The organism is Niveispirillum sp. FG156, assembly GCF_057809555.1.
The window spans coordinates 16,771-31,443 of sequence record NZ_JBMDKE010000049.1 but is presented as its reverse complement, the minus strand read 5'-3'; the positions used below and the strand labels follow the sequence as shown (position 1 = coordinate 31,443).

The following is a 14,673-nucleotide window of genomic DNA, read 5'->3' as shown; positions in this document are numbered from 1 at the left end:
ACGAAAGCAATAGGCCACCCTACCATAAATCCCCCATCGCACGGATGGGCAAATTCGCGCGGGACTACCCGTTAACCATCCTTTCGGGGCTGTTCTTTCGGTCAGGTGGATAATGCAGCCGACCGGCATGCCCACCGAACCATTGTGCGGTCGCGAGATTCACTTGTGCGATGCACGGGAATTTGAACGCGGCGCCCTTCGCGTTTACCATCCCCGCCATCAAAGGGGTTAAGCCGGGAGGTTCCGCCGTATGAAGCAGCCCATCCAATGCCCAGAGACGGCAGCGGCAGAGATGCCGGAACGGGCCTCAAGGCGGCGCTTCATCACGGGGGCGGGCGGGGCCGCTGCCGGCATGGCAGTGGCGGGTGTCGCCATGCCCAATGTCTCGCGTGCGCAGACGGTCAGCCTGCGGTTTCAGTCCACCTGGCCCGCCCGCGACATCTTCCATGAATTCGCGGGCGATTATGCCAATTTGGTCAACAAGCTGGCGGGCGGACGGCTGCGCCTGGACATGCTGCCCTCGGGCGCGGTGGTCGGGCCGCTGCAATTGCAGGACGCGGTGGTGAAGGGCACGCTGGATGGCGGGCACGGCGTCACCGCCTATTGGTACAACCGCCACCCCGCCTTCTCCCTGTTCGGCACACCCCCGGCGCTGGGCTGGAAGGCCGACCATGTGCTGGGCTGGGTGAAATATGGCGGCGGTCAGGCGCTCTATGACGAGTTGGTGCAGCAGGTGCTGAAGCTCGACCTTGTTGGTTTTCTCACCGGCCCCATGCCCAGTCAGCCGCTGGGCTGGTTCCGGCGCGAGATCACCGGTCCGGCGGATATGCAGGGCATGCGCTACCGCACCGTGGGTCTGGCCGCCGAACTGGCGCGCGAGATGGGGGTGGCCGTCACCGTGATGGGGGCGGGCGATATCGTGCCGGCCCTGGATCGCGGGCTGCTGGACGGGGCGGAATTCAACAACCCTTCCTCCGACCGGGCGCTGGGGTTCCAGAATGTCACCCGCACCTACATGGTCGGCTCCTACCACCAGTCGGCGGAGATGTTCGAGATCATCTTCAACAAGAAGCGTTACGACAGCCTGCCCGAAGAGATGCAGACCATCCTGCGTGTCGCGGCGGAGGCATCATCCGCCGACATGGCGTGGAAGGCCATGGACCGCTACTCCGCCGATTTGGAGGCGCTGAAGGCCGAGGGGGTGAATGTCGTCAAGACACCCGACAGCGTCCTGCTGGCGCAGCTTGCCGCCTGGGACAAGGTGATCGCCGCGAAGTCGACCGATCCCTTCTTTCAGAAGGTTCTGGACAGCCAGAAGCAATGGGCCCGCCGCATCCTGTCGTTCGAAAACGAGTATGCGGTACGCACCGATCTGGCGTTTCAGCACTTCTTCGGGAACGCCGCCCCTACCCCGCCTTGACCAGACCATGACCGCCCAGGGGCGTGGTCTCTGACCGGCTGTCGAACCCGGCGATCAGGGGACGCCCCCTGGCAATGGCAGCCTGAACGGCAGGCAGTTTCAGGCTGGCCGCGTGGCTGTCCTTGCTGTCCCACACCTCCGTGATCCATAGCGCGTCCGGGTGTGTCGGATCAGCGGCAATAATATAGGACAGGCACCCCGGCATGGCGCCGGTCCCTTCCAGCAGGATGGCCGCCAGTTCATCCCGTTTACCGGGCGTGGCGATCATGCGGCCGATCAATCCATACATACTTTCCCCCTGTTGTGCCTTTGCCCCGCCAACATCGCTGCCGGCCAGGGCCAGAACCGCCCCGCCCGCCAGCAAAATCTCCCGCCGCGTCGATCCGCTGCTCACGGTTTCCCCCGTCGTGAAACAGGGATAGTGTCATCCTTCCGGACACAGCTTACAAGCCGGCAAGGCAGCCACTTTCACATGAAATTTTCTTGATATTACTCAATTTATGATACTCATTTATACTATGATTTACTTCTGGAGAACATCATGGGCTTGCGTGACAAGGGCGGTGAGGAAACCGCGACGGCCACGGATTGGTCCTGGCTGGCCGGCACCTACTGGTATGTGCCGACCGAGTATCTGCCGGCGATGCAGCAGGTGAACATCGCACAGCCCAAGATCACCCAGGTGAACGACCAGACGCTCTGGTATTTCACCGAATACAGCAACGGCTACCTGATCGGCCAATGCGCCTGTTCCGTTGATGGCGGCGATTTTTCGTATCAGAGCATTGTCGGGTCGGTGACGTCGGACGGCGATGTCAGCCTGTCCTTCACCCCCGTCGGCGGCGTCAGCCTGCATCCCGTCCAGGGCAGCCTGACCGTTGCCAATTTCATCCTGGGCCGGGGGAAAATGGCCCAGTATCAGGGACAGCCAGCCTTCCTGATGCAGATGACAGGTGGCAACGGTGCCTACAACCTGACCCACTGGGCCTATATGATGCAGACCAAGCAAGGTGATGCCAGCTGGACCGATATCCCCGGCACCGATGGCAGCGAAAGCGTAGACGAGGTGTTTGCCGATTGGGGGTGACGGCTATCCCGTCACGCGTTACAATCTGTGTAACGCGTGACGGAAAGATTCACCCATGGCAAGTGCCGCCGAACGGATGAAGGAGATGAGGAAGCGACAACGCGCCGGGGGCTTGCGCGAAGTGCGCCTCATCGTGCCAGACACACGTATCGCCGACGTCAAGCAGCGCTTGGCCTTGCAGGTCGCGCGCCTGTCGTCAGCGGACGAACAGGATGCGCTGGACTGGATCGAGCAGGTAAGCGAATTCGATGAAGCGCGGTGACGTCGTTGTTGTTGCCGCCACCGGGGATTATGGCAAGCCCAGGCCAGCCATCATCGTCCAAACCGATTTACTTCCTGAAACGCATGCGTCCGTCATCATCTGCCAGATGACCAGCCAACTGGTTGATACCCCGGACTTCCGCGTCACCATCGCACCAAATCCCGAGAACGGCCTGCGGGAAACGTCACAGGTGATGGTGGACAAGCCCGTTACCATACGCCGTGACCGCGTGGGCCAAGTCATCGGTCGACTGAACGCCGCCCAGATGGCGCAAGTGAATACAGCTATCGCGCTCGTGATGGGGTTGGCGGACTGAGGGGCCACTCAGGCGTCGATCAGCTCAATGTGCAGCCGCTTACCTACGGCGCTGGCAGCGCGCTCCAAGGTCAGCAGCGTAACGGAGGCGTTTGAAGAGTCGAGCAGACGGTCGAGCGACGTCCGACTTGTGCCCATGCGCTCAGCCATTTCCGTTTTGGTAAACTCTTTGGCTTCCATGGCCTGGGAGAGCTGCCAAGCGATGACGCGCTTCAGGGCGCGGGCCTTGACCATCTCCAAGGTACCGTCTTCTGCCAAAAGGTCGTCCAACGATGACCCAACATAAGTGCGCTTATCTTCCATAACCCTTCCCTCGCCTCTCGACGCAAGAGCCAAAGGCCTAGCGTCAGAGATTCCTCATCCGGTCCCTGGCCAGTTCAAGATCGGCTTGCGGAGTCTCCTGAGTTTTTTTGATAAACCCATGAAGCAGGACCATCCGCCCTTCATGCACACAGAACAGAACTCGCACGATGCGGCTTTGAAGATTGGTGCGAACCTCGAAAAGCCCACCGCCCATGGGACGACAGGTTGGCATGCCAATCGGCCAGCCGAATTCAATGACGCTCAGAGCCTCACCTATCCGCGCACGTTCCTCTTTGCTGAAAGTCAGCAACCAGTCGCGCACCGGCTCTGCACCGCTACTGAGGGCGCAAAACTTCACTGGCAGTCGCTTCGGCACATAGATCACTTGCGCCTCCATTATCGCAGGGAGACACATATGAACCATTTTTGGTACGCAAACAAGCCAAAAAAACGTCGGAATTTCCGACATACGAGGATTTATAACCAGCAACGTCAGCACGCGTCAACTACAAAATAGCACCTAACGACGTCCAACGACGTCCAACGACGTCCAACGACGTCCAACGACGTCCAACGACGCTATTAGATCAACACAAGCGCCGCAACCCTATTTACGCTCACGCCCCCACAGCCGCCTTCCCCTCCACGCCAAGCGCCTTCAGCGCCGTCACCACGATGTCGCGCGCCTGCAGGCCGGCTTCCTCGTACTGCTTCACCGGGTTGTCATGGTCCTGATAGACATCCGGCAGCACCATGGGGCGAACCTTGCAGCCAAGGTCCAGCAGGCCGCTGGTGGCCAGATGGTGCAGGACATGGCTGCCGAAGCCACCGATGCTGCCCTCCTCGATGGTGATCAGCACTTCGTGGCTGCGCACCAGCCGTTCGACCAGTTCCATGTCGATGGGCTTGGCAAACCGGGCATCGGCGACGGTGGTGGACAGGCCCAAGGCGGCCAGATCCTCAGCGGCCTTTGATGCCTCCGCCAGACGGGTGCCCAGCGACAGGATGGCGACCTTGGCCCCTTCACGGATGATGCGGCCCTTGCCGATGGGCAGGGCCACACCTTGTTCCGGCATGTCCACGCCCACGCCCTCTCCGCGCGGATAGCGCACGGCGATGGGGCCGGCATCATAGGCGGCACAGGTGGCGACCATATGCACCAGCTCCCCCTCATCCGCCGCCGCCATCACCACCATGTTGGGCAGGCAGGCGAGGTAGGCGACGTCGAAGGCGCCGGCATGCGTCGCCCCGTCGGCTCCCACCAGACCGGCACGGTCGATGGCGAAGCGCACGGGCAGGTTCTGCAAGGCCACATCATGGACCAGCTGGTCATAGCCGCGCTGCAGGAAGGTGGAATAGATGGCGCAGAACGGCTTGTACCCTTCGGTCGCCATGCCGGCGGCAAAGGTGACCGCATGCTGTTCGGCGATGGCCACGTCGAAGCTGCGCTTGGGGAATTTCTGCTGGAACAGGTCCAGGCCCGTGCCCGACGGCATGGCCGCCGTGATGGCCACGATCTTCTCGTCCTTCTCGGCCTCCTTGATCAGGCTGTCGGCAAAGACGCGGGTATAGCTAGGGGCGTTGGCCTTGGGCTTGGCCTGGGTGCCGGTGATGACGTCGAACTTGCCGACCGCATGCAGCTTGTCCGCCGATGCCTCTGCGGGGGCATAGCCCTTGCCCTTCTGCGTGACGACATGGACCAGCACGGGGCCGCCGCGCGGATCGTCGCGCACATTCTCCAGGATGGGCAGCAGGTGATCCAAATTATGGCCGTCGATGGGCCCGACATAGTAAAAGCCCAGTTCCTCAAACAGCGTCCCGCCGGTGACCATGCCTCTTGCATACTCCTCTGCCCGGCGCGCGGCGTTCAGCAGCGGACGCGGCAGGTGTTCGGCCACCTGTTTGGAGAAATCGCGGAAGCCGCGATAGGATTTGGACGAGATCAGCCGCGACAGATAGGCCGACAAGGCCCCCACCGGCGGGGCGATGGACATGTCATTGTCGTTCAGGATGACGACAAGGCGCGACTGCAACGCGCCGGCATTGTTCATCGCCTCATAGGCCATGCCAGCCGACAGGGCGCCATCACCGATGATGGCCACGACATTGTTGGTGCGTCCCGCCAGATCGCGCGCCGCCGCCATGCCCAGGCCGGCGGAGATGGAGGTGGAGCTGTGGGCGGTGCCGAACGGATCGTACTCGCTCTCCGAGCGCTTGGTGAAGCCCGACAGGCCGCCGCCCATGCGGAGCGTGCGGATACGGTCACGCCGCCCTGTCAGGATCTTGTGCGGATAGGCCTGATGGCCGACATCCCAGATCAGGCGATCCGCCGGCGTATCGAAGCAGTAATGCAGGGCCACGGTCAGTTCGACCACGCCCAAACCAGCCCCCAGATGCCCACCCGTGACCGAGACGGCGTCGATGGTCTCATTGCGCAGCTCATCGGCAAGCTGACGCAATTGTGCGGGCTGCAACCGCCGCAGATCGGCGGGAACCTTCACCTGGTCAAGCAACGGCGTCTTCGACTGGGACATCGTCCCCACCTCTTGATTTGTTTTTATGTGCGCCGCTCAACGACATAATGCGCCACCTGCCGCAGCATATCAGCCCGGTCACCGAAAATCTCAAGGTGCTGGGCCGCCTGATCGGCCAGCCGGCGTGCCTGATCGCGCGCCCGCTCCGGCCCCAGGATGGAGACGAATGTGGCTTTTCCTGCGTCGCCGTCACGGCCCACGGGCTTGCCCACCTCGTCCTCGGTGCCTTCAACATCCAGAAGATCGTCGGCAATCTGGAAGGCCAGACCCAGATCATGGGCATAGGCCTGCAGCGCGTGGTGCTGCGGCGCACCCGCCCGGCCCAGGATGGCGCCGGAAACGGCGGAAAACGCGATCATCTCGCCGGTCTTCAGACGCTGAAGCCGGGTGATCGCCCCGATATCCAGCGGCTTCGTCTCCGCGATCAAATCCAGCATCTGCCCACCCACCATGCCTCTAGGGCCGGCGGCCTTGGCCAGTGCCGCCACCAGCTTGCAGCGGACCTGTGGGTCCTCATGCGTCTCATGGTCGGCCAAAATTTCGAACGCCTGGGTCAGCAGGCCGTCGCCGGCCAGGATGGCCGTGGCCTCGTCAAATTCCAGATGCACCGTCTTGCGGCCCCGGCGCAGCTCGCTGTCATCCATGGCGGGCAGATCGTCATGGACAAGGCTGTAGCAATGGATGAACTCCACCGCCGCCGCGGTGCGCAAGGCGCAGGCCGGGCTGACGCCGAACATGCGGGCACTTTCCATGACCAGGAAGGGACGCAGACGCTTGCCCCCGCCCAGGCAGCCATAGCGCATGGCGTCGAACAGGCGCGCCTCCATCAGGTTGCTGCGCGGCAGCAGCACCTCGATGGCGGCTTCAACCTGTTCAACAGTATCCGCCATGGCGGCGGTCAGGGTCTTGGGCAGGGAGGGCATGGATGGAGGCTTTCAATCCAGACGGGCGGGCTCGGCACCGATGGTGCCGTCGGCAGCGATGGTGATACGGTCCACCTTGGCCTGTGCCTCACGCAGCCGGGATTCGCAATGTCGCTTCAGCCAGGTGCCACGCTCATAGGAGTGGATGGCATCGTCCAGCTTGGCCTTCCCTTCCTCCAACTGGCGGACAATCCGCTCCAGCTCGGCGAGCGCATCCTCAAAGCTGAGGGCGGCGATGTCGGGGGGCAGGGTCTGATCGGTCATGGCTTCGGCACTGTCATTCGGAAGGCCGGACTGTATGTCCCCCGGCCCGCCGGTTCAAGTGCCAGTCACACGAAGTCTCAGGCGACCATCAGCGTCTTCACATGCGCCGCCGTGCTGTTGGCGAGCGCGCGCAGGTCGTAACCGCCTTCCAGGACGGAGACGATCCGCCCCTTGGCATGGCGGTCCGCCACCTCGATCAGCTTCTGCGTAACCCAGACGAAATCATCCTCCGTCAGGTCCAGCCCGCCCACGGGATCGCGCATATGGGCGTCAAAGCCCGCGGAGATCATCACCAGATCCGGCCTGAACGCATCAAGGGCCGGGATCAGCGTGGACTGGATGGCGTGGCGGAATTCCGGGCTGCCGGCCATGGGCGGCAGGCAGGCATTGACGATATTGCCGAACGCCCCCTTCTCCTTCACCGATCCGGTGCCCGGATAAAGCGGCCATTGGTGGGTGGAGCCATAGAACAGGTCGGCATCCTGTTCACAGAAGGTCTGGGTGCCATTGCCGTGATGCACATCGAAATCGATGATGGCGACGCGGCGGACGCGGTGATTGGCGCGGGCATGCGCCGCCCCCACCGCGACATTGTTGAACAGGCAGAAACCCATGGCCTGGTCCGGTTCGGCATGGTGCCCCGGCGGGCGCACGGCACAAAACGCGTTGCGCGCCTCCCCGCCGCAGACGGCATCCACGGCGGCGACCACGGCCCCGGCGGCACGCAGGGCGGCCTTGCCGGTACCCGGCGACAGAACCGTATCGGCATCGATGCTGCCATGGCCATCGGCGGGAATGGCGTCCAGCAGGGCCGTCACATGGGCCGTGGGATGCACCCGCTCCAGCTGTTCGCGCGTGGCCAGGGGTGCGTCGCGTCGGTCCAGAAACATGAAGGCCTCATCCTCCAGCGCCGACAGCACGACACGCAGCCGGTCGGCGCATTCGGGATGGCCATAGCCCGTATCATGGTCCAGGCAGTCGGGATGGGAGAAAAGCAGCGTGTTCATGCGATGCGGCGTCCCCGGTCATTTCCTCAAATCTGGCCCGCCGGTCTTTTGCGCCGGCTGTCGCCAATTCCATCATGGGCGGTGACCCGTTTTCTGTCTTTGCGACAGATCAGCCGCCACGCCTGATGGTGAACCGTACCAACTGCCCCTGGGGCGTGTCACCCAGGACATCGGTCGCAATCAACATGTGCCCGCCTTCGGTGCAGAAGGTCTGAAAATCCTTGGGCGCCGCCTTGTCGGTCGCCGTCACGGACAGGACCTGACCGACGCTCATGCCCCGCAGCGCCTTGGCCGCGCGCAGCACCGGCATCGGGCATTTCAGACCCGAACAATCCAGTGTGACATCGGCATGGATCGCGGCATCCATTGGCTTTCCCTTTTTTCGGAAAATCTTCTGGACCCTGGGCTTGACGGGGGCACGGGGCGGTCCAGTTTCCCGTTGGCTATGGATGCCATGACCCTGCCTGTCAAGACCGACGCCGCTGCTGCCCTGCTGAAGGCCATGGGCAATGAACGGCGCTTGTGCATCCTTCTGCACCTGGTCCATGGCGAGAAATCGGTGGGGGAGATGGAGATGCTGGTCGGCCTGTCACAGTCCGCCCTGTCACAGCATCTGGCCATCCTGCGGCAGGAAGGTCTGGTCCGCACCCGTCGGCAGGCACAGACCATTTTCTATGCCCTGAAGGGCGACGCACCGATTGAGGTTCTGTCCCTGATGCGGCGCCTGTTCCCATCGCGTCCTTGAGGATGGCCGTAGCGCGGATTAGCGAAGCGTAATCCGCGAAAACCCCGCCGTCGGCCCGCGGGTTACGCTTCGCCTAACCCGCGCTACGAACGCCGGCAATCCCGGTCAGTAGCCAGCCCAGGATGAAGCACAGCCCACCGATGGGCGCCACAGCCCCCATGGCGGACGGCCCGTACCAGCCCAGCGCATAGAGCGCGCCCGGAAACAGCACGCAGCCAATGGCAAAGCACAGGCCCGCCGCCGCCAGCCAACGCGCCTGTCCCGGCAGCGCACGGCGCAGCGGGGCCAGCACCAGGATGGCCAGGGCATGGACCATCTGATATTGGCTGGCCGTTTTCCACAGGTCGGCGGCATGCGCATCGCGCACTGCCGACAGCCCGTGGCTGGCAAAGGCCCCCGCCGCCACCGCAACCGCCCCGAACAGGCCGGCCAGCAGCATCAGGCGGGCGGCAACGGGATCTGGAGGTGAATCGGGCATGCTAGACAAGCGAATTTCCTTCCATTCATTATCTATTCAATAACATAACATAAACCCAATCCATAAAAGTGGACTGATCGACGCGAAACAAAGACTTGAGAGCGATAAAAATGAACGACAACCGAAATCGCTGCCCAAGCATAGAAATGCTAGATATTCCTTGACAATTATAATCAAATAAGATTTATAAATTCAAATAGGGTATAGGAGGCACTGTGTTCGAAATGGCTGGCGCTATCTTTAGCAACAAATTGGCAATGATGGGCTTGGCTGCTGCAATTTTTGCCGCGATTTCAGCCTTTCTTTCAGCATTGGACCAAGATAAAACCCAAAAAGAATTAGAGAAATCACAAAAGGAAGTTACAAATCAACAGCAAAAAATACTATCTTTAACAGAAGAACTCGGGAGAAAATCAGATTTGATTGCCAGTATAAGTACAAAAACAGCCAATACGGTAACCGGTGGAGACAGTTTTTTATATGCACAAGTTTTGCGCAATCAAGAATCGCAAGGCAGATTTAGTTTTATTCTGCTGCACAATGGCGACTATCCACTATACGATATGGCCGTACGTATTGTCAATGTAGAGGAGTTCAAATCAACTCAAAACAAACAGGAAAACATAGGAATTCTCACGGGAGATACATTCAACATTCCAAATCAGCAGCCCAAAAGTGGTCAAGTTTTGCCCTATAATTTCACACCCAATAAAAATAAAAAAATTTCCTTCAACTTATTTTTCTCTGCCAGAAATGGCTTTTGGCGTCAAAATATCGTTGGTCAGCTGGACAAAAATGGTCGCTGGCTATTTGCAACTCGAGTCTTCAAGGAAAAATCTGTAATTTATGAACATACTGAATCTGAATTCCAAGGGAATCCCTGGGAGGATGGATAAGAAGGCCAAATTCTGGAATCCCAACCAAGAAAATTTTGGAATATTTCTTTAAATAATAGAGTTTACTGTACAAAGTTGCGTGATGAAAATTGACGCTATCAAGTCCGATGCTGACCTGAAAGCGGCATTGGCCAGCATCGAAACCCTGTGGAAGGCGGAACCCGGCACACCCGACGGTGACCGGCTGGCGGTGCTGCTGGCTCTGGTCTCCGACTATGAGCAGACACACCATCCGATCCCGCCACCCGATCCCATCGCCGCCATCGAATTCATGATGGAACAGAAGGGTATGACGCGGCGCGACCTGGAACCGATGATCGGCGGGCGGGGACGCGTAGCGGAAATCCTGAACCGCAAACGGCCATTGACGCTGGACATGATCCGCCGGTTATCGGCGGGATTGGACCTGCCGGCGGATATCCTGATCCGTGAATATCCACTGAACCGCGCAGCATAGCGCCCAAAAATAAAACGGGCGGCGTCCGGGGGGGGGACGCCGCCCTTTGAAACCGGGACCGGCCTTCAGGGGGGATGGGGGAGCCGGCCCCGGTATGGTGGACCCTGCCGATCAGGCCGCACGCGGCAGATCAGCGAGGATCAACTCAGCCTCTTCCAGCACCTCGATGGTCAGGACTTCTTCGTCCTTCACCGCGGCGCCGTCGCGGGCATCAAGGGTCAGGCCATTGACCTTCACCTTGCCCCGGGCGGGGACCAGATAGGCCAGCCGATCACCCAACCGATGGGTTAACACCGTACCCGCCGGCAAGGTTCCACCCAAAAGTGCAGCATCCTGGTGAATATAAAGCGCACCGCTGTCCTTATCCTGATCCCGGCCCGATGCCAGGATGCGCAGCTGACCCTGGGCATCGGTGCCCTTGGGGAACTTCGCAGCCTCCCAGCGGGGCTTCACGCCACGCTTGTTGGGGATGATCCAGATCTGGAACAGGGTGGTTTCACCCGGTTCGCGGTTATATTCGGCATGCACGATGCCGGTGCCCGCCGACATCACCTGCACATCGCCCGCTTCCGTGCGGCCCTCATTGCCCAGGAAATCCTGGTGCGTGATGGCGCCCTTGCGGACATAGGTGATGATTTCCATGTCCTGATGGGGATGCGGGTCAAAGCCGGTATTGCTGTCGATCGTGTCATCGTTCCACACCCGCAACGGTCCCCAATGGACCCGCGACGGATTGTGATAGCCGGCAAAGCTGAAGTGGAAATTGGCGCGCAGCCAGCCATGGTTGGCCTTGCCCAGGCCGGCGAAGGGGCGATGTTCGATCATGACACTTCTCCTTGATGGCTCCCGGCAGCGCCCCTGATCGGCGACGCTGCAAGGACCGTTACGGTCATGGAATAAAACCCGATGATCATGACCCCATGACCATCGGAGGCCGGCGACCGCCGGCCCGGCACCTGAGGGAACAGGCGTTAAGCCGACAGCTTGGCCGCCAGACGGGCCACATGGGCACCCTGGAAACGCGCGCCCTCCAGCTCATTTTCCGAGGGCTGGCGGGAACCATCGCCGCCGGCGATGGTGGTGGCGCCATAAGGGCTGCCGCCCGTCACCTCGTCCAGGCGGGTCTGACCGCCGAAGCTGTAGGGAAGGCCGGCGATGACCATGCCATGGTGCAGCAGGCTGGTATGGAAGGACAGCAGGGTCGCTTCCTGACCACCATGCTGGGTCGCCGTGGACACGAAGACCGAGCCGACCTTGCCGATCAGCGCACCCTTGGCCCACAGACCGCCGGTCTGGTCCAGGAAGTTGCGCATCTGGCTGGCCATCATACCAAAGCGGGTGGGCGTGCCGAAGATGATGGCGTCATAGTTCGGCAGCTCGTCCACGGTGGCGACGGCGGCGTCCTGTTCCAGCTTGATGCCGGAACGCTTGGCAACCTCTTCCGGGATCAGTTCCGGCACGCGCTTGACCACCACTTCGGTGCCGGCGACAGAGGCCGCACCCTCGGCAACGGCCTTGGCCATCGTCTCGACATGGCCGTAGGAGGAATAGTAGAGGACCAGAACCTTGCTCATTTCGCTCTCCGTAAGGTGCGGTGTGTTGCGCTGTTGAGAGGAAGATAGGCCGTTGCATCGTTCCCGATAATGGTCCAATTTTGAACAGCTTTGTCCCGCTGGGCGGGACAATCGAGAGGGAACAAAATGGACCGGCTTGAGGATCTGCGGCTGTTCACGCTGGTGGCGGAGGGGCGCAGCTTCACCAGGGCCGCCGAAAAGCTGGGCCTGTCGAAATCCGCCGCCAGCCGCCGCATCGGGGAGTTGGAGGCGCGTCTGGGTGCCCGCCTGTTCAACCGCACCACCCGCCATATCAGCCTGACCCAGGTGGGCGAGGGCTTCTATGCCCGCGTCACCCAGGCGCTGGACGCGCTGGAAGAGGCGGAACGGTCGGTGGCCAGCCAGCATGCGGCCCCGCGCGGTGTCCTGAAACTGGCCGCCCCCATGTCCTTCGGCTTTGTCCACCTGTCCGGCGCCATTGCCGATTTCATGGGCCTGTATCCGGAAGTGATCGTGGATATAGACCTGTCCGACCGGTTCGTCGATCTGGTGGAGGAAGGCTATGATCTGGCGGTACGCATCGGGCGGTTGAAGGACAGTTCGCTGGTGGCCCGCCGCTTGTGTCCCGTGCGCGCCGTGATCTGCGCCAGCCCCGAATATCTGAACCGGCGCGGCACACCGCAAAGCCCCGCCGACATCGCCGATCATGATTGCCTGATCTACACCAATGTCCAGAACCCGGACCAATGGACCTTCCGCACGGCACCGGGATCAGAAGAGACGCAGAATGTGCGGCTGAAGGGACGGCTGCGTGCCAATAATGGCGATGCGCTGCGCGAGGCGGCGCTGCATGGCCAGGGGCTGGTGCTGCTGCCCACCTTCATCGTGGGCGATGCGCTGGCGGCGGGGCGGCTGCTCCCCCTGCTGGATGCCTGGCTGCCCGGCCCGCTGGCGGCCCACGCCGTCTATCCCGCCAACCGCCATCTCAGCCCCAAGGTCCGGGCCTTTGTGGATTTTCTGGCGGGCCGGTTCGGGCCTGTCCCCTACTGGGATGCTGCCCTGACGGTGATGAAGGGCGGTTGAGACTGGCGCGCCTGTCACGAATCCGTCATGGCTTTCTGGCATCAAACCCGAACTCGATCCCAGCAGCGGGGGAATGGTTGGACCGGGACAGGGACCACGCCCCAGGCAAGGGGATAGCGGATAAGGCCTGGACCGCCGCACGGCTGTGCCGCACCGTACCGTCGGTGCCGGAACAGACGCGCTGCGGCAGTGTAGCCGAACTGTTCCAGACCGACCCCACCCTGCCCGGCGTGATCGTGGCCGATGCGGGTGGGCGGCCCCTGGCGCTGGCCGACCGGGCGACCTTCCTTCTGCATTTCTCCCAACGTTATGGCCGCGATCTCTATGCCCGCCGCGCCGTCACCCATCTGGCGGACCGGGAACCGCTGCTGGTGCCGCTGGAGACCGGCCTTTCGGCGTTGAATACCCTGATCGCGGAACAGAAGCCCGACGCCCTGCATCGGGGTTTCGTCCTGGTGGATGGCGGTGGCAGGGCCATGGGGCTGGGCCAGGGCATCGACGTCATGCGCCTGACGGCGGAGGAGATGGCCCGCACCCTGGACCGGCTGCGCGCGACACAGCGCGACCTGATCCAGGCGGAAAAGATGGCGGCCCTGGGCGGGCTGGTGGCGGGTGTGGCGCATGAGATCAACACGCCGCTGGGGGTCGCGGTCACGGCAGCGACGGCCTTTGCCCAGGATACCGAACGGTTTGGCGCCGCCTATCGCGACGGGTCCCTGCGCCGCAGCCTGCTGGAGGATTACGTCGCCTCCGCGACGGAGGCGATGGGGTTCGTCCTGGGCAACATCACCCGCGCCGCCGATCTGGTGCAAAGCTTCAAGCAGGTGGCCGTGGACCAGACCACCGATCAGGTCCGCCGCTTCGATCTGGGCGATTATCTGGGGGAGGTGCTGCGCAGCTTGCAGCCGCAATTGCGCCGCGCTCCCCACCGGCTGCTGCCCGATCTGGCCGAAGGGCTGGAAGTGGACAGCACGCCCGGCGCCATCGCGCAGATCGTCACCAATCTGGTGATGAACGCCCTGACCCATGCCTTCACGGGCCGCGACGATGGTGGGACCATCCGGGTCCAGCTGCGCGCGGCTGAGGCACCGGCGGATTGGGTCGAACTGTCAGTAGCCGATAATGGCAGTGGTATCGACGCCACCACCCTGCCCCGCATCTTCGACCCGTTCTTTACAACCAACCGGGATGCAGGCGGCACCGGCCTGGGCCTGCATCTGGTCTATAATCTGGTCACGCAGCGTCTGGGCGGGCGCATCGATGTCGACAGCCGGGTGGGCGACGGCACCTGCTTCACAATCCTGTTCCCCCGGCGCGGATAGGGTTCCCTTGCCATCGCGGGCGGT

20 protein-coding genes are annotated in these 14,673 nt (G+C 62.0%); 9 read left to right on the top strand and 11 right to left on the bottom strand.

What is annotated here, in order from left to right:
• The first annotated feature begins 250 nt into the window (after window positions 1-250).
• Complete coding sequence (locus tag ACODSP_RS24555) at window positions 251-1,420, top strand: TRAP transporter substrate-binding protein (protein ID WP_488968165.1); 1,170 nt, start codon at window positions 251-253, stop codon at window positions 1,418-1,420.
• Here ACODSP_RS24555 and ACODSP_RS24550 read toward each other — a convergent pair.
• Window positions 1,407-1,814 carry a putative quinol monooxygenase gene (locus ACODSP_RS24550; RefSeq protein WP_488968164.1) on the bottom strand — a complete coding sequence of 136 codons (408 nt, stop codon included), beginning with the start codon at window positions 1,812-1,814 and terminating at the stop codon, window positions 1,407-1,409. The two genes, ACODSP_RS24555 and ACODSP_RS24550, sit on opposite strands and share 14 nt — an antisense overlap.
• Before the next feature lie 147 nt (window positions 1,815-1,961).
• On the opposite strand from ACODSP_RS24550, the gene ACODSP_RS24545 reads away from it, so the two are divergent.
• From ACODSP_RS24545 to ACODSP_RS24535, 3 genes are read left to right on the top strand one after another with little or no spacing between them, the layout of a single operon-like run.
• A complete protein-coding gene (locus ACODSP_RS24545; protein WP_488968163.1) occupies window positions 1,962-2,507 on the top strand; it encodes a hypothetical protein in 546 nt (181 codons plus the stop codon).
• A 55-nt stretch (window positions 2,508-2,562) separates the two neighbouring features.
• Window positions 2,563-2,769: an antitoxin MazE-like protein gene (locus tag ACODSP_RS24540; protein WP_488968162.1), complete on the top strand. Its 207-nt coding sequence runs from the start codon at window positions 2,563-2,565 to the stop codon at window positions 2,767-2,769.
• Complete coding sequence (locus tag ACODSP_RS24535; protein WP_488968161.1) at window positions 2,756-3,085, top strand: type II toxin-antitoxin system PemK/MazF family toxin; 330 nt, start codon at window positions 2,756-2,758, stop codon at window positions 3,083-3,085. The genes ACODSP_RS24540 and ACODSP_RS24535 overlap by 14 nt, the downstream gene beginning before the upstream one ends.
• An 8-nt stretch (window positions 3,086-3,093) precedes the next feature.
• On the opposite strand, the gene ACODSP_RS24530 is transcribed toward ACODSP_RS24535, so the two are convergent.
• From ACODSP_RS24530 to ACODSP_RS24500, 7 genes are all read right to left on the bottom strand, one after another.
• Window positions 3,094-3,387, bottom strand: a complete 294-nt coding sequence (locus ACODSP_RS24530; RefSeq protein ID WP_488968160.1) for a helix-turn-helix domain-containing protein — start codon at window positions 3,385-3,387, stop codon at window positions 3,094-3,096.
• Between the two features lie 43 nt (window positions 3,388-3,430).
• Complete coding sequence (locus ACODSP_RS24525; RefSeq protein ID WP_488968159.1) at window positions 3,431-3,772, bottom strand: type II toxin-antitoxin system RelE/ParE family toxin; 342 nt, start codon at window positions 3,770-3,772, stop codon at window positions 3,431-3,433.
• A 232-nt stretch (window positions 3,773-4,004) separates the two neighbouring features.
• On the bottom strand, window positions 4,005-5,921 hold the full coding sequence (gene dxs / locus ACODSP_RS24520; RefSeq protein ID WP_488968158.1) for a 1-deoxy-D-xylulose-5-phosphate synthase: 1,917 nt from the start codon (window positions 5,919-5,921) through the stop codon (window positions 4,005-4,007).
• A 23-nt stretch (window positions 5,922-5,944) separates the two neighbouring features.
• Window positions 5,945-6,844: a polyprenyl synthetase family protein gene (locus ACODSP_RS24515; protein ID WP_488968157.1), complete on the bottom strand. Its 900-nt coding sequence runs from the start codon at window positions 6,842-6,844 to the stop codon at window positions 5,945-5,947.
• A 12-nt stretch (window positions 6,845-6,856) separates the two neighbouring features.
• Window positions 6,857-7,108, bottom strand: coding sequence for an exodeoxyribonuclease VII small subunit (locus ACODSP_RS24510; protein ID WP_488968156.1), 252 nt, complete (start codon window positions 7,106-7,108; stop codon window positions 6,857-6,859).
• 77 nt (window positions 7,109-7,185) lie between these two features.
• Window positions 7,186-8,115 carry a histone deacetylase family protein gene (locus ACODSP_RS24505; protein WP_488968155.1) on the bottom strand — a complete coding sequence of 310 codons (930 nt, stop codon included), beginning with the start codon at window positions 8,113-8,115 and terminating at the stop codon, window positions 7,186-7,188.
• Between the two features lie 109 nt (window positions 8,116-8,224).
• Entirely contained in the window at window positions 8,225-8,482 is a 258-nt protein-coding gene (locus ACODSP_RS24500) for a sulfurtransferase TusA family protein (RefSeq protein ID WP_488968154.1), read from the bottom strand.
• Window positions 8,483-8,569: 87 nt separating this feature from the next.
• Between ACODSP_RS24500 and ACODSP_RS24495 the strand changes: the two genes are divergently transcribed.
• On the top strand, window positions 8,570-8,860 hold the full coding sequence (locus ACODSP_RS24495; protein ID WP_488968153.1) for an ArsR/SmtB family transcription factor: 291 nt from the start codon (window positions 8,570-8,572) through the stop codon (window positions 8,858-8,860).
• 73 nt (window positions 8,861-8,933) lie between these two features.
• Here ACODSP_RS24495 and ACODSP_RS24490 read toward each other — a convergent pair whose 3' ends face one another.
• Window positions 8,934-9,338 carry a DUF423 domain-containing protein gene (locus tag ACODSP_RS24490; RefSeq protein WP_488968152.1) on the bottom strand — a complete coding sequence of 135 codons (405 nt, stop codon included), beginning with the start codon at window positions 9,336-9,338 and terminating at the stop codon, window positions 8,934-8,936.
• A 224-nt stretch (window positions 9,339-9,562) separates the two neighbouring features.
• On the opposite strand from ACODSP_RS24490, the gene ACODSP_RS24485 reads away from it, so the two are divergent.
• Window positions 9,563-10,234 carry a hypothetical protein gene (locus ACODSP_RS24485; protein WP_488968151.1) on the top strand — a complete coding sequence of 224 codons (672 nt, stop codon included), beginning with the start codon at window positions 9,563-9,565 and terminating at the stop codon, window positions 10,232-10,234.
• Window positions 10,235-10,316: 82 nt separating this feature from the next.
• A complete protein-coding gene (locus ACODSP_RS24480; RefSeq protein WP_488968150.1) occupies window positions 10,317-10,691 on the top strand; it encodes a helix-turn-helix domain-containing protein in 375 nt (124 codons plus the stop codon).
• Window positions 10,692-10,802: 111 nt separating this feature from the next.
• Here the strand turns inward: ACODSP_RS24480 and ACODSP_RS24475 are convergent, their stop codons facing one another.
• Window positions 10,803-11,516 (bottom strand): pirin family protein, encoded by a 714-nt coding sequence (locus ACODSP_RS24475; protein ID WP_488968149.1) that lies wholly within the window; start codon window positions 11,514-11,516, stop codon window positions 10,803-10,805.
• A gap of 146 nt (window positions 11,517-11,662) precedes the next feature.
• Entirely contained in the window at window positions 11,663-12,265 is a 603-nt protein-coding gene (gene wrbA / locus ACODSP_RS24470; RefSeq protein ID WP_488968148.1) for an NAD(P)H:quinone oxidoreductase, read from the bottom strand.
• Between the two features lie 126 nt (window positions 12,266-12,391).
• Between wrbA and ACODSP_RS24465 the strand changes: the two genes are divergently transcribed.
• Window positions 12,392-13,327, top strand: a complete 936-nt coding sequence (locus ACODSP_RS24465) for a LysR family transcriptional regulator (RefSeq protein ID WP_488968147.1) — start codon at window positions 12,392-12,394, stop codon at window positions 13,325-13,327.
• Between the two features lie 77 nt (window positions 13,328-13,404).
• Entirely contained in the window at window positions 13,405-14,649 is a 1,245-nt protein-coding gene (locus ACODSP_RS24460; RefSeq protein ID WP_488968146.1) for a sensor histidine kinase, read from the top strand.
• Window positions 14,650-14,673 lie beyond the last annotated feature (24 nt).

Coding starts and splice junctions, on each gene's coding strand:
- ACODSP_RS24555 (WP_488968165.1), top strand. CDS start 251: ATGAAGCAGCCCATCCAATGCCCAGAGACGGCAGCGGCAGAGATGCCG.
- ACODSP_RS24545 (WP_488968163.1), top strand. CDS start 1,962: ATGGGCTTGCGTGACAAGGGCGGTGAGGAAACCGCGACGGCCACGGAT.
- ACODSP_RS24540 (WP_488968162.1), top strand. CDS start 2,563: ATGGCAAGTGCCGCCGAACGGATGAAGGAGATGAGGAAGCGACAACGC.
- ACODSP_RS24535 (WP_488968161.1), top strand. CDS start 2,756: ATGAAGCGCGGTGACGTCGTTGTTGTTGCCGCCACCGGGGATTATGGC.
- ACODSP_RS24530 (WP_488968160.1), bottom strand. CDS start 3,387: ATGGAAGATAAGCGCACTTATGTTGGGTCATCGTTGGACGACCTTTTG.
- dxs (WP_488968158.1), bottom strand. CDS start 5,921: ATGTCCCAGTCGAAGACGCCGTTGCTTGACCAGGTGAAGGTTCCCGCC.
- ACODSP_RS24515 (WP_488968157.1), bottom strand. CDS start 6,844: ATGCCCTCCCTGCCCAAGACCCTGACCGCCGCCATGGCGGATACTGTT.
- ACODSP_RS24510 (WP_488968156.1), bottom strand. CDS start 7,108: ATGACCGATCAGACCCTGCCCCCCGACATCGCCGCCCTCAGCTTTGAG.
- ACODSP_RS24505 (WP_488968155.1), bottom strand. CDS start 8,115: ATGAACACGCTGCTTTTCTCCCATCCCGACTGCCTGGACCATGATACG.
- ACODSP_RS24500 (WP_488968154.1), bottom strand. CDS start 8,482: ATGGATGCCGCGATCCATGCCGATGTCACACTGGATTGTTCGGGTCTG.
- ACODSP_RS24495 (WP_488968153.1), top strand. CDS start 8,570: ATGACCCTGCCTGTCAAGACCGACGCCGCTGCTGCCCTGCTGAAGGCC.
- ACODSP_RS24490 (WP_488968152.1), bottom strand. CDS start 9,338: ATGCCCGATTCACCTCCAGATCCCGTTGCCGCCCGCCTGATGCTGCTG.
- ACODSP_RS24485 (WP_488968151.1), top strand. CDS start 9,563: ATGGCTGGCGCTATCTTTAGCAACAAATTGGCAATGATGGGCTTGGCT.
- ACODSP_RS24480 (WP_488968150.1), top strand. CDS start 10,317: ATGAAAATTGACGCTATCAAGTCCGATGCTGACCTGAAAGCGGCATTG.
- ACODSP_RS24475 (WP_488968149.1), bottom strand. CDS start 11,516: ATGATCGAACATCGCCCCTTCGCCGGCCTGGGCAAGGCCAACCATGGC.
- wrbA (WP_488968148.1), bottom strand. CDS start 12,265: ATGAGCAAGGTTCTGGTCCTCTACTATTCCTCCTACGGCCATGTCGAG.
- ACODSP_RS24465 (WP_488968147.1), top strand. CDS start 12,392: ATGGACCGGCTTGAGGATCTGCGGCTGTTCACGCTGGTGGCGGAGGGG.